At 74.2% G+C, this 24,601-nt stretch carries 25 protein-coding genes and 1 tRNA gene; 10 read left to right on the top strand and 16 right to left on the bottom strand.

What is annotated here, in order from left to right; genetic code table 11:
* Nucleotides 1-3: 3 nt before the first annotated feature.
* Both AB0H37_RS29385 and AB0H37_RS29380 read right to left on the bottom strand, forming a co-directional pair.
* The gene (locus tag AB0H37_RS29385; RefSeq protein WP_360616420.1) at nucleotides 4-837 is read right to left on the bottom strand and encodes a siderophore-interacting protein; all 834 of its coding nucleotides are present in this window, start codon (nucleotides 835-837) and stop codon (nucleotides 4-6) included.
* A gap of 7 nt (nucleotides 838-844) precedes the next feature.
* Nucleotides 845-1,873 (bottom strand): ABC transporter substrate-binding protein, encoded by a 1,029-nt coding sequence (locus tag AB0H37_RS29380; RefSeq protein ID WP_179833638.1) that lies wholly within the window; start codon nucleotides 1,871-1,873, stop codon nucleotides 845-847.
* Between the two features lie 133 nt (nucleotides 1,874-2,006).
* Here AB0H37_RS29380 and AB0H37_RS29375 point away from each other — a divergent pair, with 133 nt between their 5' ends.
* The 5 genes from AB0H37_RS29375 to AB0H37_RS29355 all read left to right on the top strand — a co-directional run bounded on the left by AB0H37_RS29375 (nucleotide 2,007) and on the right by AB0H37_RS29355 (nucleotide 6,946).
* Nucleotides 2,007-3,056, top strand: a complete 1,050-nt coding sequence (locus AB0H37_RS29375) for an iron chelate uptake ABC transporter family permease subunit (RefSeq protein ID WP_360616419.1) — start codon at nucleotides 2,007-2,009, stop codon at nucleotides 3,054-3,056.
* Nucleotides 3,053-4,150, top strand: coding sequence for an iron chelate uptake ABC transporter family permease subunit (locus AB0H37_RS29370; RefSeq protein ID WP_360616418.1), 1,098 nt, complete (start codon nucleotides 3,053-3,055; stop codon nucleotides 4,148-4,150). The genes AB0H37_RS29375 and AB0H37_RS29370 overlap by 4 nt, the downstream gene beginning before the upstream one ends.
* Nucleotides 4,150-4,959, top strand: a complete 810-nt coding sequence (locus AB0H37_RS29365) for an ABC transporter ATP-binding protein (RefSeq protein ID WP_329093513.1) — start codon at nucleotides 4,150-4,152, stop codon at nucleotides 4,957-4,959. The genes AB0H37_RS29370 and AB0H37_RS29365 overlap by 1 nt, the downstream gene beginning before the upstream one ends.
* An 80-nt stretch (nucleotides 4,960-5,039) precedes the next feature.
* On the top strand, nucleotides 5,040-6,509 hold the full coding sequence (locus AB0H37_RS29360; protein ID WP_179833642.1) for an MFS transporter: 1,470 nt from the start codon (nucleotides 5,040-5,042) through the stop codon (nucleotides 6,507-6,509).
* Nucleotides 6,506-6,946: a MarR family transcriptional regulator gene (locus AB0H37_RS29355; RefSeq protein ID WP_179833643.1), complete on the top strand. Its 441-nt coding sequence runs from the start codon at nucleotides 6,506-6,508 to the stop codon at nucleotides 6,944-6,946. Before AB0H37_RS29360 ends, AB0H37_RS29355 begins: the two co-directional genes overlap by 4 nt.
* Before the next feature lie 33 nt (nucleotides 6,947-6,979).
* Here the strand turns inward: AB0H37_RS29355 and AB0H37_RS29350 are convergent, their stop codons facing one another.
* The 5 genes from AB0H37_RS29350 to AB0H37_RS29330 are packed head-to-tail and all read right to left on the bottom strand — an operon-like array spanning nucleotide 6,980 to nucleotide 11,870.
* Nucleotides 6,980-8,275, bottom strand: coding sequence for an ABC transporter substrate-binding protein (locus AB0H37_RS29350; RefSeq protein WP_360616417.1), 1,296 nt, complete (start codon nucleotides 8,273-8,275; stop codon nucleotides 6,980-6,982).
* Nucleotides 8,272-9,312: a branched-chain amino acid ABC transporter permease gene (locus AB0H37_RS29345; protein WP_360616438.1), complete on the bottom strand. Its 1,041-nt coding sequence runs from the start codon at nucleotides 9,310-9,312 to the stop codon at nucleotides 8,272-8,274. Before AB0H37_RS29345 ends, AB0H37_RS29350 begins: the two co-directional genes overlap by 4 nt.
* Before the next feature lie 52 nt (nucleotides 9,313-9,364).
* Nucleotides 9,365-10,255 carry a branched-chain amino acid ABC transporter permease gene (locus AB0H37_RS29340; RefSeq protein WP_360616416.1) on the bottom strand — a complete coding sequence of 297 codons (891 nt, stop codon included), beginning with the start codon at nucleotides 10,253-10,255 and terminating at the stop codon, nucleotides 9,365-9,367.
* The gene (locus AB0H37_RS29335) at nucleotides 10,252-11,073 is read right to left on the bottom strand and encodes an ABC transporter ATP-binding protein (RefSeq protein ID WP_179833647.1); all 822 of its coding nucleotides are present in this window, start codon (nucleotides 11,071-11,073) and stop codon (nucleotides 10,252-10,254) included. The genes AB0H37_RS29340 and AB0H37_RS29335 overlap by 4 nt, the downstream gene beginning before the upstream one ends.
* Nucleotides 11,070-11,870, bottom strand: coding sequence for an ABC transporter ATP-binding protein (locus AB0H37_RS29330; RefSeq protein ID WP_179833648.1), 801 nt, complete (start codon nucleotides 11,868-11,870; stop codon nucleotides 11,070-11,072). The genes AB0H37_RS29335 and AB0H37_RS29330 overlap by 4 nt, the downstream gene beginning before the upstream one ends.
* 183 nt (nucleotides 11,871-12,053) lie before the next feature.
* Here AB0H37_RS29330 and AB0H37_RS29325 point away from each other — a divergent pair, with 183 nt between their 5' ends.
* Nucleotides 12,054-12,809, top strand: a complete 756-nt coding sequence (locus AB0H37_RS29325) for a neutral zinc metallopeptidase (RefSeq protein ID WP_179833649.1) — start codon at nucleotides 12,054-12,056, stop codon at nucleotides 12,807-12,809.
* Here the strand turns inward: AB0H37_RS29325 and AB0H37_RS29320 are convergent.
* Entirely contained in the window at nucleotides 12,802-13,092 is a 291-nt protein-coding gene (locus AB0H37_RS29320) for an MTH1187 family thiamine-binding protein (RefSeq protein WP_179833650.1), read from the bottom strand. The genes AB0H37_RS29325 and AB0H37_RS29320 overlap by 8 nt on opposite strands.
* Nucleotides 13,093-13,107: 15 nt before the next feature.
* Nucleotides 13,108-13,500 carry a hypothetical protein gene (locus tag AB0H37_RS29315; RefSeq protein WP_179833651.1) on the bottom strand — a complete coding sequence of 131 codons (393 nt, stop codon included), beginning with the start codon at nucleotides 13,498-13,500 and terminating at the stop codon, nucleotides 13,108-13,110.
* Nucleotides 13,501-13,562: 62 nt separating this feature from the next.
* Between AB0H37_RS29315 and AB0H37_RS29310 the strand changes: the two genes are divergently transcribed.
* A complete protein-coding gene (locus tag AB0H37_RS29310; RefSeq protein WP_360616415.1) occupies nucleotides 13,563-14,336 on the top strand; it encodes an enoyl-CoA hydratase-related protein in 774 nt (257 codons plus the stop codon).
* A gap of 51 nt (nucleotides 14,337-14,387) precedes the next feature.
* Here the strand turns inward: AB0H37_RS29310 and AB0H37_RS29305 are convergent.
* A tRNA-Ile gene (locus AB0H37_RS29305) sits at nucleotides 14,388-14,461 on the bottom strand.
* A gap of 174 nt (nucleotides 14,462-14,635) precedes the next feature.
* On the opposite strand from AB0H37_RS29305, the gene AB0H37_RS29300 reads away from it, so the two are divergent.
* The 3 genes from AB0H37_RS29300 to AB0H37_RS29290 are packed head-to-tail and all read left to right on the top strand — an operon-like array spanning nucleotide 14,636 to nucleotide 17,578.
* The gene (locus tag AB0H37_RS29300; protein ID WP_360616414.1) at nucleotides 14,636-15,319 is read left to right on the top strand and encodes an LppX_LprAFG lipoprotein; all 684 of its coding nucleotides are present in this window, start codon (nucleotides 14,636-14,638) and stop codon (nucleotides 15,317-15,319) included.
* A complete protein-coding gene (locus AB0H37_RS29295; RefSeq protein ID WP_360616413.1) occupies nucleotides 15,316-16,923 on the top strand; it encodes an MFS transporter in 1,608 nt (535 codons plus the stop codon). The genes AB0H37_RS29300 and AB0H37_RS29295 overlap by 4 nt, the downstream gene beginning before the upstream one ends.
* A 43-nt stretch (nucleotides 16,924-16,966) precedes the next feature.
* Nucleotides 16,967-17,578, top strand: coding sequence for a hypothetical protein (locus AB0H37_RS29290; RefSeq protein ID WP_360616412.1), 612 nt, complete (start codon nucleotides 16,967-16,969; stop codon nucleotides 17,576-17,578).
* Between the two features lie 69 nt (nucleotides 17,579-17,647).
* On the opposite strand, the gene AB0H37_RS29285 is transcribed toward AB0H37_RS29290, so the two are convergent.
* Genes AB0H37_RS29285 through AB0H37_RS29260 form a run of 6 tightly spaced genes read right to left on the bottom strand, consistent with a single transcriptional unit; the run spans nucleotide 17,648 to nucleotide 24,538 of the window.
* Complete coding sequence (locus tag AB0H37_RS29285) at nucleotides 17,648-18,364, bottom strand: 3-keto-5-aminohexanoate cleavage protein (protein ID WP_329093497.1); 717 nt, start codon at nucleotides 18,362-18,364, stop codon at nucleotides 17,648-17,650.
* Nucleotides 18,365-18,376: 12 nt separating this feature from the next.
* Nucleotides 18,377-20,344 carry a hypothetical protein gene (locus tag AB0H37_RS29280; protein ID WP_360616411.1) on the bottom strand — a complete coding sequence of 656 codons (1,968 nt, stop codon included), beginning with the start codon at nucleotides 20,342-20,344 and terminating at the stop codon, nucleotides 18,377-18,379.
* 43 nt (nucleotides 20,345-20,387) lie between these two features.
* The gene (locus AB0H37_RS29275) at nucleotides 20,388-21,692 is read right to left on the bottom strand and encodes an adenylosuccinate synthetase (protein WP_360616410.1); all 1,305 of its coding nucleotides are present in this window, start codon (nucleotides 21,690-21,692) and stop codon (nucleotides 20,388-20,390) included.
* Between the two features lie 3 nt (nucleotides 21,693-21,695).
* Nucleotides 21,696-22,667, bottom strand: a complete 972-nt coding sequence (locus tag AB0H37_RS29270) for a hypothetical protein (protein ID WP_360616409.1) — start codon at nucleotides 22,665-22,667, stop codon at nucleotides 21,696-21,698.
* A 12-nt stretch (nucleotides 22,668-22,679) separates the two neighbouring features.
* Nucleotides 22,680-23,708, bottom strand: coding sequence for a molecular chaperone DnaJ (locus tag AB0H37_RS29265; protein ID WP_360616408.1), 1,029 nt, complete (start codon nucleotides 23,706-23,708; stop codon nucleotides 22,680-22,682).
* Complete coding sequence (locus AB0H37_RS29260) at nucleotides 23,705-24,538, bottom strand: NUDIX hydrolase (RefSeq protein ID WP_179833659.1); 834 nt, start codon at nucleotides 24,536-24,538, stop codon at nucleotides 23,705-23,707. The genes AB0H37_RS29265 and AB0H37_RS29260 overlap by 4 nt, the downstream gene beginning before the upstream one ends.
* Between the last annotated feature and the right edge of the window lie 63 nt (nucleotides 24,539-24,601).

Raw genomic sequence — 24,601 nt, 5'->3', positions numbered from 1 at the left:
CGCTCACTCCTCGGTGGCGGGGCTGCCGCCGGCGACGACCTCGGCGAGCAGGTCCTCCTCGGTGGCGCCGCGCCGCCAGTAGCCGGTGAAGGTGACGGCGCGGCGGTCCAGGCCGCGCTCGTTCACCAGGTGCCGCCGCAGCGCCTTGACCGCGGCGGACTCGCCCGCGATCCACGCGTACGCGCCGTCGGGGATCTCCGCCGCGCGCACCGCGTCCAGCAGGCCGCCCGGGGCGACCCAGGAGATCCGCGCGCCGGACGCGGTCGGCAGGTCCTGCCGGTCGCCGGGGTCCGGGACGTCGATCCAGACCTGCGCGGACGTCCCGGCGGGGAGCCAGGCGAGGTTGCCGGCGACGGCGGGCAGCGCGGTCAGGTCGCCCGCCATCACGACCGGGGCGCCGGGCGGCGGGCGGAAGTCGTAGCCGCCGTTGTCGGGGCCGGTCGGGCCGAGGACGGTGACGCGGTCGCCCGCGCGCGCCGCCGCGGCCCAGCGGGCGGCCGGGCCGGACGCGCCGTCCATGTGCAGCGCGAAGTCGACGTCCAGTTCGCCGGGGCGCTTGTCGCGGACGGTGTAGGACCGCATGATGCCGCGCACGGCCGGGTCCAGCGCCCGCCAGTCGGCGAACCACGTGTCGCCGTCGCTGCCGCGCGGCATCACGGGGGCGTCCTGGTGCGGGTGCGGCAGGAATATCTTGAAGCGCTGGTCGCGCCCGCCGGTGACGAAGCCGTCCACGGACTCTCCGCCGAAGGTGATCCGCACCATGGACGGGCCGAGCCGCTCGGACCGCAGGACGTGCAGGTCGAAGAAGGCGAACGGGTGCGCCGGGGTCCTCGGCATCGCGGCCTCAGCCCGCCTTCTTCGCGGACCGGATGGACGCGGCGAGCGCTTCGAGGATCGGCGCGCAGCCCTCGTAGGAGAAGCGGGGCTCGGGCTGCCACGCGATGACCTGCCCCGCCTTCACCGCGGGCAGGTCCTTCCAGGACGGCTTGGAGCCGAGGTCCTTCGGCTGGAGCGCCTGCGTGCGGGAGTCGAGCATGATGACGTCGGCCTTGTACTTGTCGGCGTTCTCCCAGCTCAGATTCTCGAAGTAGCCCTCCTTGCTCAGCTTGTCCGGCACGATCAGGTCGACGCCGAGCTCCTTGAAGTAGATGAGGTCGGTGTTCTTGCCCGGGCTGGAGGCGTAGAAGAGGTCGGGGCTCGCGGACGCCGCCAGCACCTTCAGTCCCGGCTTGGCCCTGGCGGCCGCGCGCAGCGCCTCGGCCGCCTTGTCGAACCGGGCCTTGGCGGCGGTGACCTTCGCCGACTTCAGGTCGGCTCCGAGCGCGGCGGCGAGCGCGGCGGTCCGCTCGATGGGTTTCGGCAGCGCGACGGCACCGGCGGAGACGGCGACCGAGTCCGCCAGCGCGAAGATCTTGTCCTTGCTCTCGGCCGGGACGTAGAACAGGTCGCCCGGCAGGAACATGTTGTCGACGAGCAGGTCGGGGCGCAGCGCGGCGTACTTCTCGATGTTGAACTCGCCGTAGGCGTTGCCGATGATCTCCAGGCGGTCGACGGGCAGGTTCCCGGCCTGGGGGTCGGGCTTGCCGTCCTTGAGCTTCGTCGGGCCGAACACGCCGACGATCTGGCGGTCGACGCCGAAGTCGTAGAGGGCGGCGGCGGTGCCGACGTAGCCGACGACCCGCTGCGGGCGCGCCTTGAGCCGCACCCGTGTGCCGCGGTCGTCGGTGAACGTCCAGGCGCCGCCGCCCGGCGAGGCCGTGCCGCCCGCGTCGTCACCGCCTCCGCACGCGCTGATGAGCGCCCCGAGGGCGAGGGCGCCGCCCGCGCCGAGCAGGCCGCGGCGGGTGAGGTGCTGTGCCCCGATGTTCGACATCTCCGACGTTCTCCCAAATCAAGTTGCCTGGCCGGATGGTCGGCCGATGGGAGCTTAGGTTAACCTAACCTAAGATCTTGTCCAGAGCGGGGACCGTCACGAGGTCCCCGGCCGTCCCCCCGGAGCCCGCCACGTGTTGACGACGACGTCGCCGCCGGTCACGCCGCCCGCGGAGCCGGCGTCCGCCCGGCGCCCGCCGGGCGCGCGGTGGGCCGCCGGTCTCGCCGGCGCGGTGCTCCTCCTGCTCGCCACCGTCGTGCTGAGCCTCGGGATCGGAGCGAAGCCGCTGCCGGTCGGCCAGGTCTGGGACGGCCTGTTCCACTCGGACTCGGCGGCGTACACGCTCGTCCGCGAGATGCGCCTGCCGCGCACCCTGCTCGGGCTCCTCGCGGGAACGGCGCTCGGCCTCGGCGGCGCGGTGATGCAGTCGCTCACCCGCAACCCGCTCGCCGACCCCGGCCTGCTCGGCATCAACGCGGGCGCCGCCGCCGCGGTCGTGTCGGCCATCTCCTTCCTCGGCGTCACGTCGTTCACCGGGTTCGTGTGGTTCGCGTTCGCCGGCGCGGGCGCCGTCGCGATGCTGCTCTACGCGGTCGGCGGCGGGCGCGCGGCCACCCCGGCCCGGCTCGCCCTCGCCGGGTCCGCGCTGAACGCCGCGCTCTTCTCCTACGTGAACGCGGTGCAGCTCCTCGACACCGCGTCCCTCGACCGGATGCGCTTCTGGACGGTGGGGTCGCTCGCCTCCGCGCAGGGCTACACCGTCGTCCGCGTCGCGCCGTTCGTCCTGGTCGGGCTGGTGGCGGCGCTGCTGCTGGCGCGCCCGCTGAACGCGATGGCGATGGGGGAGGACGCGGCCCGCGGGCTCGGCGCCGACCCCGGACGGGTCCGGATCGCCGCGGTCGTCACCGTCACGCTGCTGTGCGGCGCGGCGACGGCGGCGTGCGGGCCGATCATCTTCGTCGGGCTGATGGTGCCGCACCTCGTCCGCGCCCTGACCGGCCCCGACCTGCGCCGGCTGATCCCGTACAGCGCGGTCCTCTCGCCCGCCCTGATGCTCGCCGCGGACGTCCTCGGGCGCGTCGTGGTGCGCCCGTCCGAGCTCCAGGTCGGGGTCGTGATGGTGGTCGCCGGCGGGCCGGTCTTCCTCTACTTCGTCCGGCGGCCCAGGAGGTCCCTGTCATGAGCGGAGCGAACCGGGGGGTGTGGAGGGCCGTCCCCTCGCGAGGAGCACCGGGCGGGGGGCCGCACTTCGCCGTCGTCCGGACGCCCGCGGTGTCGTTCCGGTTCCGGCCGCGGGCCCTCGTCGTCGCGGGGATCTGCCTCGCGGTGGCGCTCGGGACGGGCGTGCTCCTCATCGGCAGCGGCGACTTCCCGATGACCCCCGCCGACGTCGTGCGGACCCTGGCCGGGCAGGGGTCGCCCGCCGACTCCCTCATCGTGAACGAGATCCGGCTGCCGCGCGTGGCGGCCGGGCTGGCGGTCGGTGCCGCGCTCGGGCTGGCGGGCGCGATCTTCCAGTCGCTGGTCCGCAACCCGCTCGGCAGCCCCGACATCCTCGGCTTCAGCCAGGGCGCCGCGACCGGCGTCCTCGCCGTGATCGTGCTGACCGGCGCGGGCAGCGTCGCGGTCGCGGCCGGCGCGGCCGGCGGCGGCCTGCTGACCGGCCTGGTCGTGTACCTGGTGGCCGGCCGGCACGGCGCGCACGGGCAGCGGCTCATCCTCGTCGGCATCGGCGTCGCCGCGATCCTCACCGGCGTCAACGGCTACCTGATCACCCAGGCGGAGATCACCGAAGCGGCCCGCGCCGTGCTGTGGCTGACCGGCAGCCTGGACGGCCGCGACTGGGCGGACGCCGCGCCCGTCATCGCGGCGCTCGCCGTGCTCGGCCCGCTCGTCCTCGTCGGCTGCGGGCGGGCGCTGCGGATGCTGGAGATGGGCGACGACGCGGCGCACGGACTCGGCGTGCCCATCGAGCGGGTCCGGGTGCTGCTGCTGGCCGCGGCCGTGCTGCTGACCGCGCTCGCCGCGGCGGCGGCCGGGCCGGTCTCGTTCGTCGCGCTGACCGCGCCGCAGCTCGCCCGCCGCCTCACCCGCACGGCCGGCCCCAACCTGCTGCCGGCGGCCTGCATGGGCGCCGCGCTGCTGACGGCCGCCGACTGGGCGGCGCAGCGCGGCTTCCCCGGCCACCAGCTCCCGGTCGGCGTGGTGACCGGGCTGCTCGGCGGCGGGTATCTGGTCTGGCTCCTCGTGACCGAACGCAAGACGGGACGGATGTGATGAAGGACGCGACCGCGCGGCTCGCCGGCACCGGGCTCACCCTGGCCTACGACAAGCGCACCATCGCCGAGGACCTCGACGTGGCGGTACCGGAGGGCTCGTTCACGGTGATCGTGGGCCCGAACGCGTGCGGCAAGTCGACGCTGCTGCGCGCCCTGGCGCGGATCCTCAAGCCCACCGCCGGGACGGTCGTCCTGGACGGCCGTCCCATCGCCGACTGGCCCGCCAAGAAGCTGGCGCGGACGCTCGGGCTGCTGCCGCAGTCGTCCATCGCGCCGGAGGGCATCACGGTCGCCGACCTCGTCTCGCGCGGCCGGTACCCGCACCAGAGCCTGCTGCGGCAGTGGTCCAGGGAGGACGAGCGGGTCGTCGCCGAGTCGATGGCCGCGACCGGCGTCGGGGACCTCGCCGACCGGCACGTGGACGAGCTGTCGGGCGGGCAGCGGCAGCGGGTCTGGATCGCCATGGTGCTCGCCCAGCAGACGCCGCTGCTGCTGCTGGACGAGCCGACGACCTATCTCGACATCGCGCACCAGATCGAGGTGCTCGACCTGTGCGCGCGGCTGCACGAGGAGGGCCGGACGGTCGTCGCCGTCCTGCATGATCTCAATCACGCCGCCCGCTACGCCACGCACATGATCGCGATGCGGGACGGCCGGATCGCGGCGGAGGGCGACCCGTCCGCCGTCGTCACCGCCGACCTGGTGGAGCAGGTCTTCCGGCTGCCGTGCCGGGTGATCGACTGCCCGGAGACCGGGACCCCGCTGGTCGTCCCGGCGGCCCGCGCCCGCATCGCGGCGCCGAACTGAGGCGCCCGCGCCGGGCGGGGGCACGCCCGGAATCGTTGTAGCCTCCTAATGGTTGTAGGGCTATAACGATTGGAGGCGGCGTGCCCGAACTCAGTCCCCGGCGCCGGCTGGCGGTGCTGGCCATCTGCTGCCTGAGCCTGCTCATCGTCAGCCTGGACAACACGATCCTCAACGTCGCGCTCCCGTCGCTGCAGCGCGACTTCCACAGCTCGCTGTCGGGCCTGCAGTGGACGATCGACGCGTACCTGATCGTCCTGGCGTCCCTGCTGCTCCTGTCCGGCTCCACCGCCGACCGGATCGGGCGGCGCCGCGTCTTCCAGGCGGGGCTCGCGCTGTTCTCCGTCGGGTCGGTGCTGTGCAGCCTCGCGCCGTCCCTCGACCTGCTCGTCGCCGCCCGCGTGGTGCAGGCGGTCGGCGGGTCCATGCTCAACCCGGTCGCGATGTCGATCATCACGAACGTGTTCACCGGGCCGCGCGAGCGGGCCCGCGCCATCGGCGTGTGGGGCGCCGTCGTCGGGCTCAGCATGGCGATGGGACCGCTCGTCGGCGGGCTGCTGGTCGACTCGGTCGGCTGGCGGTCGATCTTCTGGCTGAACGTGCCGATCGGGCTGGCCGCGCTCGTGCTGACCGCGCTGTTCGTCCCCGAGTCGCGCGCACCGCGCCCGCGCCGCCCCGATCCGCTCGGCCAGGCGTTCATGATCCTGCTGCTCGGGACGCTGACCTACGCGATCATCGAGGTGCCCGGCCGCGGCCTGGCCGACCCGGCCGTCTCCGGCGCCGCGATCGTGGCCGCCGCGTCCCTCGCCGGGTTCGTCGTGCACGCCCTGCGCACCCCCGAGCCGCTGATCGACCTGCGCTTCTTCCGCAGCGTCCCGTTCTCCGGCGCGACCGTCATCGCGGTCAGCGGGTTCGCCGCGCTCGGCGGGTTCCTCTTCCTCAACACCCTCTACCTGCAGAACGTGCGCGGGCTGTCGGCGCTGCACGCGGGGCTGTTCCTGCTGCCGATGGCGGCGATGACCGCCGCGGCCGCCCCGCTGTCGGGACGGCTCGTCGGGAGCCGCGGCCCGCGGCTCCCGCTCCAGATCGCCGGGGCGGCGATGCTCGCCAGCGGCCTGCTGTTCGCCGCGTTCGACGCCGAGACCGGCGATGTCACGCTGTTCGCCGCGTACGTGCTGTTCGGGCTCGGGTTCGGCATGCTGAACTCGCCCATCACGAACACCGCCGTGTCGGGGATGCCGCGCGCCCAGGCGGGCGTCGCCGCGGCGGTCGCCTCCACCAGCCGGCAGATCGGGCAGGCGCTCGGCGTCGCGGTGATCGGCGCAGTGCTGGCCGCCGGGACGTCCGCGGCGCACCCCGCCGCGCCTGCCTTCGTGTCGGCCGCCCGACCGGCATACTGGATCCTCGCCGGATGCGCAGCCGCCGTCCTGGTGCTGGGCACCGCCACCACGGGCCGGCGGGCCGCCCGAAGCGCGGCGCGCACGGCCGGCCTGTTCGGCGGCGACGAGCCGGCGCCGGACGCACGCGAGGTGACGGGAGCGAGCGCGCGATGACCGAGCCCGCCGTCCAGCACGCCGACGCCGCCGCGCGGGCGTGGCACAACCTGCGGGTCCTGCTGCACGAGCGCGGCGACCGGCGCCGCGAGGTCACCGACGCGCTCGGCATGAGCTTCTTCCGGGTCAAGGCGCTGCGGTACGTCGCCGCTGCGAGCACGCCGCTGTCGCTGCGCGACCTCGCCGAGAGGCTGCTCACCGACCGCCCCTACGTCACCCTGGTGGTGGACGACCTGGTCGGGCGGGGCCTGGTCGAGCGGACCGAGAACCCCGCCGACCGCCGATCCAAGATCGTGACCGCGACGGCGGCCGGGCGGGCCGCGGCGGCGGAGGCCGAGCGGATCCTGGACACCCCGCCGCCGTCGCTCTACGACCTCCCGGCCGAGGATCTGGCGGTCCTCGACCGGGTCGCGGCGCGTCTCGTCTCCGAGGGCTGACCGCGGGCCGGGGCCCGCGGTCCCCCGGGATCCTCAGGCGCCGGCGGGGACCTTGTAGGTCTCGGCCGCCTCCGACTCCTGGGGCTGCCGCTCGACGACCAGGCCGCCGAGCGCCTTGGCGTCCGTCCGCAGGATGTAGGTCTTGCGGGTGCCGGGCTCGTCCACCTTCGAGAAGTCCATCGGCGTGCCGTAGCCGCCGTCGTGGGCGGTGGTGGAGCGGTGCGCGGTGATCAGGCCCTCGCGGGTGAGGTCCTTGGCCGCGCACGCCTTCTTCAGCGCGTCCGCGAAGATGACCGCGCCCGTGTAGCCGTTGACGACGGCGCTGTCGCGCGGCTGCCCCGGATACTTCTTCCCGTAGTCGTCCGCCAGCTTCTTGATCGGCGCCAGGTCGGACGAGACGGGCGCGCCGGCGCTGGCGAGGTAGAAGTCCTTGAGCAGTGCGGGCGCCGCCGCGGTCTGCAGGAGCTGCGGGGAGAACCCGGAGTTGCTCGCCACGATCGGCGCCGTCATGCCCTTGGCGCGGGCGAGGCCCGCCAGCGACGCCGACTGCCGGGGCCCGGCGCTCATCAGGATCGCCTTGACGCCCGCGCTCTTCAGCGCCGCGACCTGGGCGGACATGTCGTTGTCGGTCGCCTTGATCTTCTGCTCGACGAGCGTCAGGCCGAGCTCGCCCGCCGCGTACTTCGCCCCGGCGAGCGCGCTCTCGCCGTAGTCGCCCTCGAAGTACACGTGACCGACCTTGTCGCCCTTCGCGATGCCCTTCTCCCGGGTGAGGAAGTCCAGGGCGTTGATCATGTCGATGTCGTAGGTGGTACCGGTGACCTGGATGTACTTGCTGCCGAGCAGCGTCGTCGACCAGGCGTTCGGGATGACGAACATCTTGTCGGTCGTGATGCGCCCCTTGAGCGCCGTCACCATCGGCGAGCCGACGAACTGGGCGATGCCGATGACGCTCGACTGCATCTCGCTGTACCCGGCGACGGCCTTCTGCACGTCGTAGCCGTGGTCGCGGACGACCAGCTCGATCTTGCGTCCGCAGACGCCGCCCTGGGCGTTCAGCTGCTCGAAGTACATCTGCTGCGCCTGGGTGAGGCTCTTGCCGAGCGGCGCGTACACGCCGGTCAGGTCGGTCTCGACGCCGACGCGGATCGTGTCGTCCGTGACGCCGGGCCCGGTCTTGACGCCGTCCGAACCGGTGCCGCCGGACCCGCCGGACGCCTTGCCGCTGCAGCCCGAAGCCATGCCCAGCGGCAGCGCCACGGCCAGCACGGCCGCCATGAGGCGTGCCGCGCGGGGCCTGTTGGCCGGTGCGACAGGGGTGCGCTTCATATTGGTTGCTCCTCTTGCTCGAATCGGGTGAGGGGACGGGAGGCCCGGCGCCGGGACGCGGCGGTGCGCAGCCGCGTCCACGTCCCGGTCAGGCCGCCGGGAAGGAACAGCACGACGGCGACGACGGCGGCGCCGTACAGGATCCGGGCGGCCTCGGCGGGGGAGACGCCGCCCGAGCCCGGTGCGGCGACGAGCGGCAGGTCGTCGCCGAACCGGGTGAGGAGCTGGGGCAGGACGGAGACGAACACCGCGCCCGCGACGGCCCCGGCCGCGGTGCCGAGCCCGCCGATGACGATCATGGCGAGGTAGTCCAGGGACAGGAACATGCCGAAGTAGTCGGGGACGGTCCGCCGGAACGCCAGCGCGAGCAGCGCCCCGGCGGCTCCCGCGTACATCGACGACAGCACGAACACGCCCGCCCGGTAGCGCGCCACCGGGACGCCCATCACCGCCGCCGCGACCTCGTGGTCGCGGATGGTGTTGAGGGCCCGTCCGGGCCGTCCGCGCAGGATGCCGCGCGCGATCCACACGGCCGGGATCAGCAGCACGACGGCGAGGAACCACAGCCGTTCCAGCGCGCCGAGCGGGACGGCGAACACCACCAGTTCGGGGGCGTCGTCGAAGCGGAACCCGGCGATCTCCAGCGGCGGGACGTCCCGCCCGTTGAACCCGCCGGTGACGCTCTCGGCGTTGAACAGCAGGTGCTGCCCGATGAAGATCAGCGCGAGGGACGCGATGCCGAGGTAGGTGCCGCGCAGCCGTCCGGCGATGGGACTGAACAGCCCGCCCGCGACGCCCGCGAGCAGGATCGCGCCGAGGAAAGCCAGCGGGGTCGGCAGCCCGAGCCCCGAGAGCCGCGGCCCGGAGTCGGACGCCAGGTAGACGTACCCGTACGCGCCGACCGCGAGGAAGAAGGCGTGCCCCATCGACAGCTGCCCGGTGGCGCCGGTGAGCAGGTTCAGGCCGATGGCGCCGATCGCCGCCGACATCGCGAACAGGCCCGTCTGCAGCCAGAACGCGTCCAGGTAGAACGGCATGGCCAGCAGGACGAAGGTGCCCGCGGCGGCGGCCGCGAGCCGGATCCGGAGGTCAGACACGCGACAGCTCCCTCGTCCCGAACAGCCCGGCGGGACGGACGAGCAGCACCGCGAGCATCACCAGGAACGGCGCCACGTCGCCGATGCCGCGTCCGAGGAACGCGAGCTCGCCCTGGTACCCGGTCACCAGCGACTCGGTGAGCCCGACGGCGAGACCGCCGACGAGCGCCCCCGTCGTGGAGTCCAGGCCGCCGAGGATCGCGGCCGGGAACGCCTTCATCGCGGCGAACGAGGTGGCGCGGTCCAGGCCCGGGGTGGGGAACACGGTCAGGAACAGTGCCGCCACCGCCGCGAGCGCGCCCGCGATCGCCCACGCGGCGAGCGACACGCGGCTGAGCCGGACGCCCATGAGCGCGGCCGTCTCGCCGTCCTCGGCCGCCGCCCGCATCGCCACGCCCCACGGCGTGAGGCGGAACGCCAGCAGGAACGCGGTGATCAGGACGGTCGCGGTCACGAACGCGGCGATCCGCGTCTGCGCGACGCCGATGCCCGCCACCTCGACGAACTCGTCACCCCACGGGTCGCCGAGCGACAGGACCTGCGTGCCGATCTCCCGGGTCAGCGCCGTGGTCAGCACGATGTCGACGCCGATCGTGACGATCGCCAGGACGGAGCGGTCCTCCGCCCGGGCGCGCCGCAGCACCAGCAGCTCCACCAGCGCGCCCGCGGCGGCCGCCGCGGCGATGCCCGCGCCGAGCGCCGGCAGGAACCCGATGTCGTCGTGCAGCACGGCCGTCACGTAGCCGCCCGCCAGCAGCAGGGAGGCGTGCGCGAAGTTGACCACCTCGGTGGCCTTGAAGATGATCACGAAGCCGAGGGCGATCAGCGCGTACACCGACCCCGCCGAGACCCCGTTGACCACCAGCTCGATGAACGTGCTCAAGGATTTCCCTCCGAATCGGGGGCGTCCGCGGGCGCGTGCGCGGCGCCGAGGTAGGCGCGGATCACGGCCGGGTCGCGCTGCACCGCCGCGGGCGCGCCGCCCGCGATGCGCCTGCCGAAGTCCAGGACGGTGACCTCGTCGGCCAGCCGCATGACCATCCCCATGTCGTGCTCGACCAGCAGGACCGACAGGCCGAGGTCGGCGCGTGCGCGGCGGATGACCTCCGCCATCCGCCGCCGCTCCGCGCCGTTCATCCCGGCCACCGGCTCGTCCAGGAGCAGCAGCCGGGGCTCCATCGCGAGCGCCCGGGCCAGCTCGACCCGCTTGCGCACGCCGTAGGACAGCGGCCCGACGGGCGCGGCCAGGTGCTCGCCGACGCCGACGAACGCGGCGATGTCGCGGACCCGGGCCCGGTGCCGCGCGTCCTCCCCGCGCGCCCACGGCATCCGCAGTCCCGCCGAGGCGAACCCGGCCCGGGTGAGGCGGTGCCGCCCGAGCATGAGGTTGTCCTCGACGGACAGGTGCCGCGACAGCGCGATGTTCTGGAACGTCCGGGCGACGCCGAGGGCCGCGATCCGGTGCGGCGGCAGGGCGGTGAGCTCCGCCCCGCCGAACCGCACGCTTCCCTCGCTCGCCCGGTAGACGCCCGACAGGACGTTGAAGCACGTCGACTTGCCCGCGCCGTTCGGTCCGATGATCGCGTGGACGCTGCCGGGCGCGACGGTGAAGCCCACCCCGTCCAGCGCGGTCAGCCCCGCGAACCGCACCGTGAGCCCGCTGACGCGCAGCTCGCCGGCCTCCGTCCCGTCCCCGCTCATCCGGCGGACCACCGCTCCAGCGAGGGCCCGTCCCCGGTCTGCGGGGCCTCGGCGTCCTCGCCGCCGACGCCGAGGTAGCGGCGCCTGACCTCGTCGCTCGCCGCCAGCTCGGCCGACGGGCCGTGCAGCGTCACCGCGCCGACCTCCAGCACGTGCGCGGACGACGACAGCTCCAGCGCCAGCGCCGCGTTCTGCTCGATCAGCAGGATCGCCGTGCCCTGCAGGTTGATCTCCCGGACGGTCTCGGCGATGCGCTCGGCCATCAGCGGCGCGAGTCCGAGCGTCGGCTCGTCCAGCAGCAGGACGGCCGGGCATGCCATCAGCGCCCGCCCGATCGCGAGCATCTGCTGCTCGCCGCCCGACAGCAGTCCGGCGCGCTGGCGCGCCCGCTCCGCCAGCAGCGGGAACAGCGTGAGCACCCGCGCGCGGGCCTTCGCGGCGTCGGACCGGCTCGGCGCGCCGAGCGCGCCCGCCCGCAGGTTCTCCTCGACGCTGAGCCGGCCGAACACCCGGCGGCCCTCGGGGACCTGCACCACCCCGGCCGCCACGACGGTGGCCGGGTGCAGGCCGACCAGGGGCCGCGCGCCGAGCTTCACCGTGCCCGCGTCGACCGCGCCGCGGTGGAACGGCAGCGTGCCCGAGATCGCGCGGAGCAGGGTCGTCTTGCCGGCCCCGTTCGCGCCGAGGACGGCCGTGACCGATCCCGCCGGGACGTCCAGCGAGACCTCGCGCAGGGCCCGCACCGCCCGCCCGTAGCTCACCGACAGCCCACGGACCGCGAGGGTCCCGTTCGCCATGCGCCCCTCCAGAAGTTCGTGTGACCGGCACCCCAGCACGGGGCCCCGACCTGCGTCCACGGGCCGGGGGCAAGACGGGGCGGGGGTCCAATCGAACGTCGTTCGGGTTGTGCGGGGAGCACAGTGCGGGCCGATTCGGGTCGACGTTCGACCTTCTGGGGGTTCGAGTGCGTATGACCGGTCATGAGGCTGACGGCATGGAACCGTTCGCGGCGGCCCGCCGCCCTCGCCGGCGCGCTCGCGCTGGCCGCCGCGCTCACGGGTGCCTGCGAGTTCGACCCCGCCGCGGCGGGTTCCGGCGCCCGCCCCGCGGCGCAGGGCACCCGTATCGCGTCCCGCGCGCCCGCCCCGCGGCAGAGCGCCCCGGCCAGGTTCGACGAGCGCGAGTTCCGGGAGGACGTCCGGACCGCCGAGGCGCTCACCGACGACTTCTGGCGGCGGCACTGGGACCGCCTGTTCACGGGGGAGTACAGCTCACCGCGGGTCGTCGGCCTCTACGACGGCCGCGACCCGGCCTCGGCGCCGGTGTGCGGCCGCGAGCGGTTCGAACCCGACAACGCGGCCTACTGCCCGTCAGGGGACTTCGTCGCCTGGGACGCCCACCTGATGCGCTCGGGGTACGCGCGCGGCGACGCGTGGGTCTACCTGGTGATCTCGCACGAGTGGGGCCACGCGGTCCAGAACCGGCTCCGGCGCGGCCTGGTGTCGCCCGCCGCGGAGCTGCAGGCCGACTGCCTCGCGGGAGCCGCCCTCTACGGCTCGTCCGACGACGGCACGCTGCGGTTCGAGGACGGCGACGAGCAGGAGCTGGTGGACGCCTTCAAGGTCATCGGCGACCGGGCGCCCTGGACCAGGCCCGGCGACCACGGCTCGGCCGTCCAGCGGCTGCGCAGCTTCTCGCGCGGCGGCGAGAACGGCGTGCGGGCCTGCTTCACCTGAGGTGGCGCTCCACCGACTCGACCTTGGCGTCGAGGGCGCCGGTCACGCCGGGCCGGATGTCGGCCTTGACGACGAGGCTCACCCGCGGCGCCCGTGCCGCGACCGCGTCGGTGGCGGCCTTCACCACGGCCATCACCTCGTCCCACTCGCCCTCGATCGTGGTGAACATGGCGTCGGTCCGGTTGGGCAGGCCGCTCGCCCGCACCACCCGGACCGCCTCGGCGACGATCTCGCCGACCTCCTCGCCCGCGCCGAGCGGGGTGACCGAGAACGCGACGAGCATCGCGCACCTCCGAACCTAGGGTTGGACGACCTGCCGTACCACGATCTCATCCAGCCGCCGCTCGACGACCACCCCCACCGGCCAGTCGCGCACGAGGCAGCGCAGCAGGGCCGCCTCGTGCTCGGCGAAGGAGGGGTCGCAGCCCTGCTGTTCGAGGCTGGAGCGGATGGCCAGGACGTAGTCGGCGTCGGTGAAGCCCGGGACGTCGCGGACCATCGCCGTGGTCGTGGCGCGATGGGAGTTGAGCCCGGCGAAGGAGCGGCCGCATCCGCAGCCGCCGTCCGGGTCGTCGCGGTCGCGGGCGCACACCGTCCCGATGTGGACCAGTTCGCCTTCGACGCACCAGTCGAAGTCGTTGCCGCGGAATCCCTGGCTGGAGTTGGTGGCGGTGAGAAGTTTCAAGGCCATGCCCCCTCGGCTCGTGGACGCCGGACCACCGTACGACGAGGGTCTGACGTAACGTCGGGAACATGAGCGAAGACGACGACGTCCTGCTGCACCGCGACGGCCCGTTCACCACGATCACCATGAACCGGCCGCGCCGCCGCAACGCGCTCTCCCGCGACTTCCTCCTCCGGCTCACCGAGGCGTTCCGGGAGGTGGGGAAGAGCGACGCCCGCGGGGTGGTCCTCGCCGCCGGCGGACCGGTCTTCTCCGCCGGGCACGACTTCGCCGACATGGCCGGCGCGTCCCACGCCGACGTCCGCGACCTGCTGCGGGTCTGCACGGACCTGATGGGGAAGATCCAGTCGATCCCGCAGGTGGTGGTGGCCCGCGTGCACGGCCTCGCGACCGCCGCCGGCTGCCAGCTCGTGGCGAGCTGCGACCTGGCAGTCGCCGCGGAGAGCGCGGGCTTCGCCGCGCCCGGCGGCAGGGGCGGCTGGTTCTGCCACACGCCCCTGGTGGCCATATCCCACAACGTCGGCCGCAAGCGCGCCGCCGAGATGGCCCTCACCGGCGAGGTCGTCGACGCGGCCACGGCCGCCGAGTGGGGGCTGATCAACTACGCGGTCCCCGACGACGAGCTCGACAAGGCCGTCCTCGACCTCCTGCAGCGCGCCACCCAGGGCAGCCCGCGCAGCAAGGCGCTCGGCAAGCAGGCCATGTACGCCCAGTTCGACCGCCCCGAGCAGGACGCCTACGCCTATGCGATCGAGGTGATGGCCGCCTCCAGCCAGACTCCGGAGGCGCAGGAGGGCATGGCGGCGTTCCTGGAGAAGCGCCGCCCGGAGTGGCCCGCCTAGGGCCCGCTGAAAGGGGCCTGGCCCGCTCCGGGAACGGTGCGTCGCTGTGCGTAGGGCGGGCGGGACTCGAACCCGCGACCGGGAGATTATGAGTCTCCTGCTCTGACCAGCTGAGCTACCGCCCCGAGGCGTCTCCCCGCACCGGCCGGGGCGTCGCCGGGTGCAATCCTAGCGGCGGGCGTTTCCCGAGGGCCACCGCGAACACCGATGTCCTGGTCGCGATGTCCTACCTGAGGGGGTGGGATGTCATACCTGGTACCGAGTGACGGGCCCTGGTACCCGTCGGTAGGGTCCCGCGTATGTCCAGACGCATCCTCGCTCTCGTGCCCGTCCTGCTCGCGCTGGTCTTCGCCGGCGCCTGCGACGGCGGGTCCGGCGGGCCCGCGAAGAAGGCCGACTTCGACGCCGCGCAGACCCTCCGGCAGGCCGCGCAGGCCATGGGGGGCCTGAAGAGCGTCGCGTTCACCCTGGAGTCGGAGGGCAGGACCCCGGTCATGGTGAAGGGCGGCGACATGAAGCTGCTCCGCAGCGGCGACGCCGAGGGGACGCTGGCGGTGGAGCAGCAGGGTCAGAAGGTCGAGATGAAGGTCGTCGCGGTCGGGGACAGCATCTACCTGGACGCCGGGACGGGCGGCTGGCGCAAGCTGCCGAAGGGCCTGGCGGCGAGCGTGTACGACCCGTCGGCGGTCCTGGACCCGCAGCGGGGGATCGCGAAGCTCCTGACGTCGGCGGGGGAGCCGTCGCCCGAGGCGGTGGAGAAGGTGGACGGCAAGGAGGCCTACCGTGTGGCCGCGAAGCTGCCCAAGGACCAGGTCGCCGGTCTGATCCCCGGCATCGACGAGGACATGGACGGCCAGATCTGGGTGAGCAGGGCCGACCACCGGCTGCTGAAGGTGCGGGGGGCGTTCCCGAAGAAGCAGGGCGCGGTGACGATCGAGTTCACCGAGTTCGACGCCCCGTACAAGATCAGCGCGCCGCGGTGAGCGGCCGTCGCCGGGTCGCGATCGGCACCGGCGGTGCGGTGGTGCTGCTGGCCGCGTTGGACGCCTACGTCGTGACGACGATCCTGGTGCCGGTGGTCAAGGACCTCGGGATCCCGGTGAACCGGCTGGAGCGGGTGACGCCCGTCCTGACGGGGTTCCTGCTGGGGTACGTGGCGGCGATGCCGCTGCTCGGGCAGCTGTCGGACCGGTTCGGGCGGCGGCCGGTGCTGCAGGCGTGCCTGGTGTTCTTCGCGGCCGGGTCGGTGGTGACGGCACTGGCGCACGACGTCCCGGTGCTGACGGGGGGCCGGGTCGTGCAGGGCGTCGCGGGCGGCGCGCTGCTGCCGGTGACGATGGCGCTGGCCGGCGACCTCTGGGAGGAGCGGCAGCGCCCGGTCGTGCTCGGCGCGGTGGGGGCGGCGCAGGAGCTGGGAAGCGTGCTGGGCCCGCTGTACGGGGCGGGGATCGCGGCGGCGCTCGACTGGCGGGCGATCTTCTGGATCAACCTGCCGCTGGTGGCGGTGGCGATGGCGGCCGTGCAGGTCGCGGTGCCGGGCGGGCGCCCGTCCGGGCCGCGGCCGGGCGTGGACGTCGTGGGCGGCCTGCTGCTGGCCCTCGGGCTCGGCCTGCTGGTCGCCGCCGTCTACAACCCCGAGCCGCAGGAGGCGGCCCTGCCGCCGTGGGGCCTGCCGGCGCTGGGCGCGGGCGCCGCCGTCCTGGCGGTGTTCGTGCTGTGGGAGATCAGGTCCAGGACGCGGTTGCTCGACCTGTCGGGCGTGCGGCGGGGGCCGCTGCTGGCGACCCTCGGCGTGAGCCTGCTGTCGGGCGCGGCGCTGATGGTGACGCTCGTGGACGTCGTGCTGGTCGCGCAGACCGTCCTGCACAAGGACGTGACCGACGGCGCGCTGCTGCTGACGCGGTTCCTCGTGGCCCTGCCCGTCGCGGCGGTGGCCGGCGGCCTGGTGGCGCGGCGGGTGGGGGAGCGCTGGCCGATGGCCGTGGGGATGGCCGTCTCCGCCGGTGGCTACCTGCTCATCGCCGGCTGGCCGGCCGACCTGGCGGGCGCGTCGTACGGCCCGCTGCCGAGGATGGACGTCGACCTCGTCGTGACGGGCCTCGGCCTCGGCCTGGTGATCGCACCGGTGTCGTCGGCGGTGCTCTCGTTCGTCCCGGCCGCGCGGCACGGCGTCGCGTCCGCGGCCGTGGTCGTCGCGCGGATGATGGGGATGCTGCTCGGCATCTCCGCGCTCACCGCGTGGGGTTTCCACCGGTTCCACGCCCTCACGGCCGATCTGAAGCCGCCCCTGCCGTTCCTGATGTCCAAGCAGGAGTTCGCGGCCCAGATGAAGATCTACAACGCGGCCCTCCAGGACGCGTTGCGGACCGAATACCGCGAGATTTTCTGGATCACCGCGGGGATGTGCCTGCTCGGGGCGCTGCTCGCCCTGGCCGCCGGGACGCGGCGGGACGCCCCTCCCGGCGCCCCGGCCGACGGCCGGATTCGGGCGTCGGCCCGGCATATCGGCCCGGAAACCGGAGATGATTCGGCCACCGGGGATGTGCCGATCAACGAGCTCGGGAATATCCTGGGAAAAGATGGCTAAAGGCCTCTTGCCGGGAGGGCACTCCCCGGGGAGGTGAACGCAGATGCGCAGGTCCGGCATCGGCCGAGGAGGCACGCCGCTCACCAGGCTGCGCCGACGCCTCGGCTTGGAGCGCAGCGAGCTGCGCCGCCGGGTGGACCGCGTCCAGCGGCGGATCGCCCTGGGGCTCCTCCTGCTGCTGCTCGGCGCCGCCGCGCCGCTCGCCGCCTGGACCGCGTCCTGGTCCTACTCCGCGGGGACGCGTGCGGAGAACGCGGAGCGGGCGGACCGCCGCCAGGTCGTCGCCACGGTCACCTCGACCGGCGGCCTGGGCTCCTCCGGCGACCGCTACATCCACGAGACGGTCCAGGCCACCTGGCCGGGCGCGGACGGCAGGCCCCACGCCGGATCGCTGCCGGCCTGGAAGAACGCCAAGGTCGGCGCGCACCGGACGATCTGGGTGGACCGGCGGAGCGAACCGTCCGTCCGGCCCCGCCCGCACAGCCGCACCGTCACCGACGCCGCGTACGCGGCCGGCGCCACCGTGCTCGGCTGCGCCCTGCCCGTCCTGATGGCCTACGCCGTCGTCCGGCGCCGCTGCGACCGGTACCGCGACGAGATGTGGGAGGCCGACTGGGCGCGCCTGGACGCCGCCGGCCACAACCCCCGCTCCTGAGCCCTTCTACGGCACCCCTCACACGGCCTACGGCACCCCTCACACGACCTACGGCACCGCTCACACGGCCTACGGCACGAGGAGGGCGCGGGCCGTCTGGACGAGGGCCGCGTTGTCGGCCGCGGGGGCGCCGTCGGGGAGTTCGAGGGTGTCCTCCAGCCCGATGCGGACGTCGAGGTTCAGCCTGACGGCGAGCCGCAGCACCGGCCACGCGCCGCCGTCCTCGCCGTGCAGCAGGATCGGGCGCGACAGGCGCGTGCCGAGGTCGTGCAGCAGCTCCTTGGCCGTGTCGGTCGCGGTCTCCGCGTCGGTGTCGGTGACCTCCGCGAGGATCCGCAGCACATGGTGGGCGTGCGGCCAGCCGAGGAACCGCGCCGCCGCGTCGCTGCCGGAGAAGATCCCCGCCTCGATCGCGACGCCGCGTTCGAACAGCGCCTCGGCGACCAGTTCGGCGCCCTCCTCGTGGAAGTTCACCGAGGCGTGGTCGGGCAGGACGGTCCAGGAGCGCACCAGCGCGGCACGCTCGACCGGGTCGGGCGCGGCCCAGGCGCCGGTGGTCACCCCGACGGGGACCGACGGGGTGGCGGCGCGGACGGCGGCGACGGTCTCGGCGACGCGGGACGCCTCCAGGGTGTCGGCGCCCGCGTCGTCCTTGGGATGCAGATGGACGTCCTGCGCGCCCACGTCGGCCGCGGCGCGGACCGCCGCGGCGATCTCCTCCGGGGACGTCGGAACGCCCTCGGTCCGGCTTCCGTTGGGGCAGACCTGGAGCATGATCCCGATCATCTCAGGTCCGGATCAGGGCGTGATGACGCAGGGTCCCCCGCCGCACACGTCCACGACGGCCCCGGTGGTGAGGAAGGCCGCCTTCTGCCTGCGCGCGTCGGCGTTGTTGCGGGGGTCCGAGTGCGGATCGCGCCCCTCGGTGGGAGGCGTGTTGGTGAGCGGCGGGACGGGCGAGCCGCTGTCCCAGACGACCATGGCTGAGCCCTCGTAGGACGAGCCGAACGTCGGAATGCCCCAATAGGGCGCCTTGTCCGGGCTGCGGCCCGGGGTGACGGTCGGCGCGTGGACGCGGGCGCCGATCGTGCGCGCCTGGACCTCGGCGGCGACCGGGGCGACCTGGTGGTCGCCGAACGCCACGTGCATCAGCACGCGGTGCTTCGGCGTGTTCGGCAGCGGGTCGTCGGTCATGTGCCAGGCGTAGCCGTCGGCCTCGCCCCGGTCCCACAGCATCTGGAGCAGAGCGAGGCCGATCTGCTGGTCGAGCCTGTCCGGGTAGAACAGGTCGAGGACCTTCGCGTACTGCGGGAAGTCGGCGCTGCGGTTGAGCAGCGTGCTGTAGTTCATCGCCGGGACGCCGAGGACGGCGCGGCGGACGTCGGGGGAGACCGCGGTGAGCGCGCCGCCCATGATGCCGCCCTGACTGTTGCCGTCGTAGGTGAGCTCCGCCCCGGCGTCGATCAGGGGCGCGCCCGCGTCGTTCTGGAACGCCTTGTTCCCCGCGAACCCGCGGGTCATCGCGCGGCCGAGGAAGGTGAAGTTCACGAGGCTCTGCTGGAGGCGGTCGGCGACCGTCCGGAAGCGGGTGAGGTCGGCGAGCGCGGAGACGACGTTCGGGACGTCCTCGTCCGCCATCCCGATCCACTTGGTCGCGCAGAACACGAAGCCGTGCTCGGCGGCCATCGCCTTGACGTTGCCCGCGTCGACCTCTCCCTCGCTGCCGAGCAGGCCGTGCCCGTAGAGGGCGGGGCGCGCGGGCCGGGTGAGCGCCGAGCGCGGGATCTCGCACTGGAACGGGACGGCCTGGGAGTTGCCCGGCAGTTGCGAGGGCATGCCGTCCGCGCCGCGGTGCAGGGCCGATCCGGGCAGCCCGCCGTACTGGTCGAGGTAGCTCGGCGCCCAGACGACCCCCTTCACCTCGCGGGCGATCTTGTCGTCCACGTCGTCGGCCACCTGCGTGACCAGGAAGGAGGGGGATCGGTCGCCGAGACCGCGCAGCGCGTCGTCGCGCATGCGGAGCACGGGCCCGGTGAGGCTCTGCCGGCTCGCGACGGTGAAGTCCCAGGCGAGGTACAGCCCGTTCCGGCCCACGCCGCCGGCCTGGAGCGCGGCGAGGACCCGCCTGCCGTCCCGCTGCCGCGCCGCGAGCGGGTCGCCCGCCGGCAGGTCCGGACCGAGGATCTTGGTGAACGCGGCGTTCGGCCCGATCGGGTCGCCGGACGCGTCGCGCAGGTCGCGCAGCGCGACGGCGTAGCGGTGGCCCTCGCGGAAGTTGCGGGCCGGGCGGATGATCAGCGCCCGGCGGTCGGCGGGGGCGTTCGCGTCCAGTTCCGCCCAGTACGGCCAGCGCTCGCCGGTCGCGGTGTCGACGATGACGATCGGGGCGTCGTCGCGCAGCGACGCGCCGACGTCGGTGACGGGCGCGATGCCGGTGCGGGCCAGGTCGAGGCCGGGGACGCGGCTGAGCAGCATCGATCCGGGGGAGAAGCCGTCGGCGCGGTTCCACTCGCCCGGCGACACGGGCACGCCGAGCGAGTTCTTCAGCGTCGTCCGCAGGTGGACGCGGCGGCCGGTGGGCGTGCCGCCGTCGGCGACCGTGTACCAGTCGTTCGGGAACGGCAGCAGGCACGCGGCGGGGTCGATCGGGTCGCAGCCGTCGCCGGCCTGCGCCGCCGCCGGCGGCACGGCGGCCGGGCCGCTCAGCAGCGCGAGGGACGCGGCGAGCGCCGCGCATGCCGACAGGGTGCGCTGGGGGAGACGCAACGTCCACCTCCGGAAGAGCCGCGGCGTTAGCGGGATCTTGGTCTCAGCGCACGCTCAGGTCAATGGGTGTCCAGAAGTGGTCAGACCGCTTATCGGTCGAGGCGGGGCCGTGGGAGCGCAGGACGACGGGCGCGCCCAGCGCGGCCTCGATCGTCTCCACCGGGCGGCCGAGCGGGGCGTACACGGGGCGCGCCGTCAGGAGGCGGCGGGTGAGGGCGGCCTGGCGGTCCAGGTCGGGCGGCCCCGTCTCCAGGCGCCCGACCCGTTCGCCGTCCATCTCGTAGGAGTGGCAGACACGCAGGTCTGGACGTGCCCCTGCTACGTCCAGGTGCGTGACCGCCAGGCCGTCCACGCCGCCCGTCACCTCCAGCGCGTACCGGAGCGCCACGGCGTCGAGGTGGCCGACGCGGAACGCGCCCTGCCAGCGTCCCGTGCCGTTGTGCCGGTCCGGGAGGTCCGCGGTCAGCGCCGGGTCCTCGGTGACGAACGGGCCGGGGCCGTGCCGCGTCGCGTACGCGCGCAGCACCCCGAGTCGCGTCGCGGACGCGCCCGCCTCGGCCAGCAGCGTCTCGGCGTTGGCGAACGTCGTCGTCGACCACGTCGTGTACGGGTGGAAGCCGTGCCACTCGTCCAGCAGGACCCCCTGGGCGCCCTCGAACACCACGTTCCCGGTGCGGAGCAGAGCGGGCAGGTGGCCGGGGCCGACGATCCGCACCCGCTCGGCGAACGCGGTGAAGGCCTCGGCGCACGCGCCGGCGTCCGGGACGTCCTCGCCGCCGGGGAACGCCGCCCGGTACCAGTCGCGGACGGCGGCGAGGCGGCGCCGCAGCCGGGCGGGCGACAGGCAGTCGCCCGCCCGCGGCGCGTCGTCGTGCGCCATGGCGTAGGACGCGGTCTCGCCGATGCCCATGCCGCACGACCCGTGCCGGGCCGCGCCGCGCGCCGACTCCCGCGCGCGGTTGGCGGCCCGGTGGTAGGGCGTCGTGAGCAGGGCCTCCCCGTCGACGGTGAGCCGGCCGAGCGGGTCGGGGACTCCGAGCGCCCTCAGGTGCTCGGCCTCGGCCGCGAGCGCCAGCGGGTCGACGAGCATGAAGCGCGACAGGTGCGTCCGGACTCCCGGCGTGAACGTGCCCGAGCCGAACTGGGCGAACGTGTGGTGCCGCCCGTCCGGCGCGACGACGTTGTGCGCGGCCTGCGCGCCGCCGTTGAACCGCACGACCGCCGTGACCTTGTTACCCGTGGGGGGCCGGCTCCCCGCGCGGAGCGCGGCGGTGCGGCAGAGGTGGTCGACGACCGTGCCCTTGCCCGCGTCCCCGAAGCCGAGGTCGACGACGATCACGTGGCCCATGGCTCAGAGCCGGGTCGTCGCGGTCGGGCCGGAGGCGTCCAGGCCGGGCGGCGTCGAGGAGACCGCGACGGGCGCGCGGGCCGCGTCCAGCCGGGCGAGCGCGCGCGACACCGAGGCACCGGCGTCCGAGCCCGCCTCCGCCAGGTGCTCCAGCCCTTCGCCGAGGTCGATGGCGTCCTCGGCGAGCCCGACCGTCAGCGCGATCGTCTCGCAGACCGCGTCCAGGTCGTCCAGGTAGAGCACGTTCTGGCCGAGCAGCCCCTGCCAGAAGTCCTTCAGCTCGCGGTTGCCGGCGTGGTAGGCGCCCTCCGGGATGATGAAGTACACGTCGTACCGGCGCTGCAGTTCGCGGACGAGCTCCGCGATCGGGACGTCCTCGTCCGGCTCGCCGCCGATCACCGCGGCGATCTCGCGGCGCTTCGCCTTCGGGTAGGCCAGTTCGTCCCCGATCATGAACAGGTAGCCGCGCTTGCCCCGCTTGTCGAAGCAGTCGATCGAGGTGTGCCGCGCCATGAAGTACATGGCCAGCTCGTAGGACTCGCGCATCTGGCCGCCGCCCCCGCCTTCGAGAAGGATCTTGCCGAGGTCGTCGTCCATCCGGTTGTCGGCCTCGAACTGCCCGACCTGCAGCGGCGCCCGGTCGCAGGTCGCGTCGCCGACCGCGCCGAACAGGATGTGCGGGTGCTCGACGTACCCCTTGCGCAGCAGCAGCCCGAGCAGGTCGGGGAGCTTCGCCTGCAGCGTCCGCGGCACGGTCCCCATCGAGCCGGTCACGTCGAACAGCACGCCGATCGCGAGCGACTCGGGGTGGTCGGCGGAGTCCCGGCTCTCCCGGGCGGTCACGCCGCGCGGGTCCAGGTCGGAGTGGACGGCGGTGGCGCCGCCGTCGGAGTAGGCGAACGCGCTGGCGCCGGTGGACGCGCGGTAGCTCGCGTGCGCGGCGTAGACGTCGGTGGACCAGTTTCCGCTTCCCATGATCTCTCTCCTTCAGCGGGTGGCGGGCATGTGGAAGGGGCGGAAGCGGCGCGGGCCGTAGAGCCGCTCCAGCAGCTCGTCGAACTCGGCCAGCAGCCGCCAGGCGTCGGCGGGGCGCCGGTTCTGCGCCGGCAGCGTGCAGCCGCGCGCGAACGAGCGCATCGCCTTCGGGGCCTTGTCGCCCATCAGGTCGGTGATGCACCGGGTGGCCATGAAGATGTCGGTCGCCGGGCTCGCCGGCCGCCGTCCCGGCACCTCGGGCGGGTACCAGCCGGCGTACCGGTCGACCATCGCCGGGACGCGCCCTGAGGGGTCGGTGTGCGCGTAGCAGCCGGGGACGGAGTAGCACCAGTCGACTAGGACCAGGCCGTGCTCCTCCGGGTGGATCATCACGTGGTCGGGGAGCACCGCGCCGTGCAGGACGCCCGCGCGGTGCGCGAAGCCGAGGCCGGCCAGCAGCCGACGCCACATCCAGGCCGCGTCGCGCGGGTCGACCCCGTCCGGATGGGCGCGCTTGACCGCCGCGAGGCTGTGGAAGCCGTCGAGCGCGGCGACCACGTTGACCTGCCGCTGCGTCCCGGTCGCTGCGTCCCGGTGCCGGAACGACTCGACGAGCCGCGGCACGTACGGCAGGAACCGGGCGTCGCCGTCCTTCGGAAGCTGGCGGAGCGCCACCGCCTCTCGTTCGAGCAGGTCGCCGTCCGCCGGGTCGCGCGGCATCTTCAGCAGCACCTCGCGGCCCGGCTCCGGGCGCGCCGCGTACAGCACCGCGAGGTCGCCGCCGATCGGGTCGCCCTCCAGCCGGTACGCATGGCGGCGCGTGGTGATCATCGTTTCGTCGCCGCGGTGGCGGGCGCGCCAGAGCGAGGTCAGCTTGACGAACGCCTCCCGGGTCCGGCCGCCGCCCGCGTCGGGGTGGACGAGCCGGGCCAGCCGCCGGTAGCGCCGCACCGCCTCCGCCTCGTCGTCGCCGAACAGGTCGGCGGGAACGCGGGCCCGGTCGAGCTGAGCCAGCGCCTCGTCCAGTTCCGCCGTGGTCATCTGATCTCCTCCTCCCGGCTCGGCCGCAGCAAGGCCGGATGCAGGAGCCTGGCGTCGCCGGCGCGGTAGAGCCGGGGGCGCGGGCCGCCGCGCCGTCCGCCGCGGTCGGACGTCGCGCCGGTGCTCTCCACGAACCCCGGGACGGACAAGACCTTGCGGTGGAAGTTGCCGGCGTGCAGTTCCTCGCCCCACACCGCCTCGTACACCGAGCGGAGCTCGGGGATGGTGAACTCGCCGCCGCAGAACGCCGCGGCGAGCGGGGTGTACTCCAGCTTCCCGCGGGCCCGCTCCAGCCCGTCCGACAGGATCCGCGCGTGGTCGAACGCCAGCCGGCGGGTGGTGCCGGGCCGCTGGTCCCCGGACTCCGCCAGGCCCAGCGCGTCCACCGGCGCCCACGCGGCGTCGGCCGCGTCGCCGCCCGCCTCCGGGTCCGGCAGCTCGGGCGCGAACGCCAGGTAGGCGACGGAGATGACGCGCATCCGCGGGTCGCGGCCGGGGGAGCCGTAGGTGCCGAGCTGCTCCAGGTGGACGCGGCCGAGCGCGCCGCCCTTGGCGCTGAGCCCGGTCTCCTCGGCCAGTTCCCGGACGGCCGCGTCGGGCAGGTCCTCGGCGTCGGTGCCCTGGAGCGGGCCGCCCGCCTGGACGAACCCGCCGGGCAGTGCCCACATCCCCTCGTAGGGGGCGTTCCCCCGCCGCACCAGCAGGACGTGGAGGGCGCCGTCGCGGATGGTGAGCGCGACCACGTCCACCGTCACGGCGACAGGGTCGTAGTCGCGCGGGTCGTAGTTCGCGAGGAACTCGCTCTCGTCGCGCCTCGGCTCCGGGGTCATCCGCCCGCCTCCCGTCGATCTCCGTCTGAGTAAATCTCAAGGTGAGTTCATCTCGATATGAGA

Source organism: Actinomadura sp. NPDC023710, assembly GCF_040639875.1.
Taxonomy (GTDB): Bacteria; Actinomycetota; Actinomycetes; order Streptosporangiales; family Streptosporangiaceae; genus Spirillospora; species Spirillospora citrea.
The sequence above is the reverse complement of the archived record's forward strand: the minus strand, read 5'-3'. Positions and strand labels throughout refer to the sequence as shown.

Excerpts from the sequence above, each read along its gene's own strand:
- AB0H37_RS29285 (WP_329093497.1), bottom strand. The coding sequence starts at position 18,364 with ATGATCGGGATCATGCTCCAGGTCTGCCCCAACGGAAGCCGGACCGAG.
- AB0H37_RS29320 (WP_179833650.1), bottom strand. The coding sequence starts at position 13,092 with ATGCTCGTCGCGTTCTCGGTCACCCCGCTCGGCGCGGGCGAGGAGGTC.
- AB0H37_RS29330 (WP_179833648.1), bottom strand. The coding sequence starts at position 11,870 with ATGGCGAACGGGACCCTCGCGGTCCGTGGGCTGTCGGTGAGCTACGGG.
- AB0H37_RS29325 (WP_179833649.1), top strand. The coding sequence starts at position 12,054 with ATGAGGCTGACGGCATGGAACCGTTCGCGGCGGCCCGCCGCCCTCGCC.
- AB0H37_RS29265 (WP_360616408.1), bottom strand. The coding sequence starts at position 23,708 with ATGACCACGGCGGAACTGGACGAGGCGCTGGCTCAGCTCGACCGGGCC.
- AB0H37_RS29345 (WP_360616438.1), bottom strand. The coding sequence starts at position 9,312 with ATGCCGTTCTACCTGGACGCGTTCTGGCTGCAGACGGGCCTGTTCGCG.
- AB0H37_RS29315 (WP_179833651.1), bottom strand. The coding sequence starts at position 13,500 with ATGGCCTTGAAACTTCTCACCGCCACCAACTCCAGCCAGGGATTCCGC.
- AB0H37_RS29335 (WP_179833647.1), bottom strand. The coding sequence starts at position 11,073 with ATGAGCGGGGACGGGACGGAGGCCGGCGAGCTGCGCGTCAGCGGGCTC.
- AB0H37_RS29365 (WP_329093513.1), top strand. The coding sequence starts at position 4,150 with ATGAAGGACGCGACCGCGCGGCTCGCCGGCACCGGGCTCACCCTGGCC.
- AB0H37_RS29270 (WP_360616409.1), bottom strand. The coding sequence starts at position 22,667 with ATGGGAAGCGGAAACTGGTCCACCGACGTCTACGCCGCGCACGCGAGC.
- AB0H37_RS29275 (WP_360616410.1), bottom strand. The coding sequence starts at position 21,692 with ATGGGCCACGTGATCGTCGTCGACCTCGGCTTCGGGGACGCGGGCAAG.
- AB0H37_RS29290 (WP_360616412.1), top strand. The coding sequence starts at position 16,967 with ATGCGCAGGTCCGGCATCGGCCGAGGAGGCACGCCGCTCACCAGGCTG.
- AB0H37_RS29300 (WP_360616414.1), top strand. The coding sequence starts at position 14,636 with ATGTCCAGACGCATCCTCGCTCTCGTGCCCGTCCTGCTCGCGCTGGTC.
- AB0H37_RS29385 (WP_360616420.1), bottom strand. The coding sequence starts at position 837 with ATGCCGAGGACCCCGGCGCACCCGTTCGCCTTCTTCGACCTGCACGTC.
- AB0H37_RS29370 (WP_360616418.1), top strand. The coding sequence starts at position 3,053 with ATGAGCGGAGCGAACCGGGGGGTGTGGAGGGCCGTCCCCTCGCGAGGA.
- AB0H37_RS29355 (WP_179833643.1), top strand. The coding sequence starts at position 6,506 with ATGACCGAGCCCGCCGTCCAGCACGCCGACGCCGCCGCGCGGGCGTGG.
- AB0H37_RS29310 (WP_360616415.1), top strand. The coding sequence starts at position 13,563 with ATGAGCGAAGACGACGACGTCCTGCTGCACCGCGACGGCCCGTTCACC.
- AB0H37_RS29260 (WP_179833659.1), bottom strand. The coding sequence starts at position 24,538 with ATGACCCCGGAGCCGAGGCGCGACGAGAGCGAGTTCCTCGCGAACTAC.
- AB0H37_RS29380 (WP_179833638.1), bottom strand. The coding sequence starts at position 1,873 with ATGTCGAACATCGGGGCACAGCACCTCACCCGCCGCGGCCTGCTCGGC.
- AB0H37_RS29350 (WP_360616417.1), bottom strand. The coding sequence starts at position 8,275 with ATGAAGCGCACCCCTGTCGCACCGGCCAACAGGCCCCGCGCGGCACGC.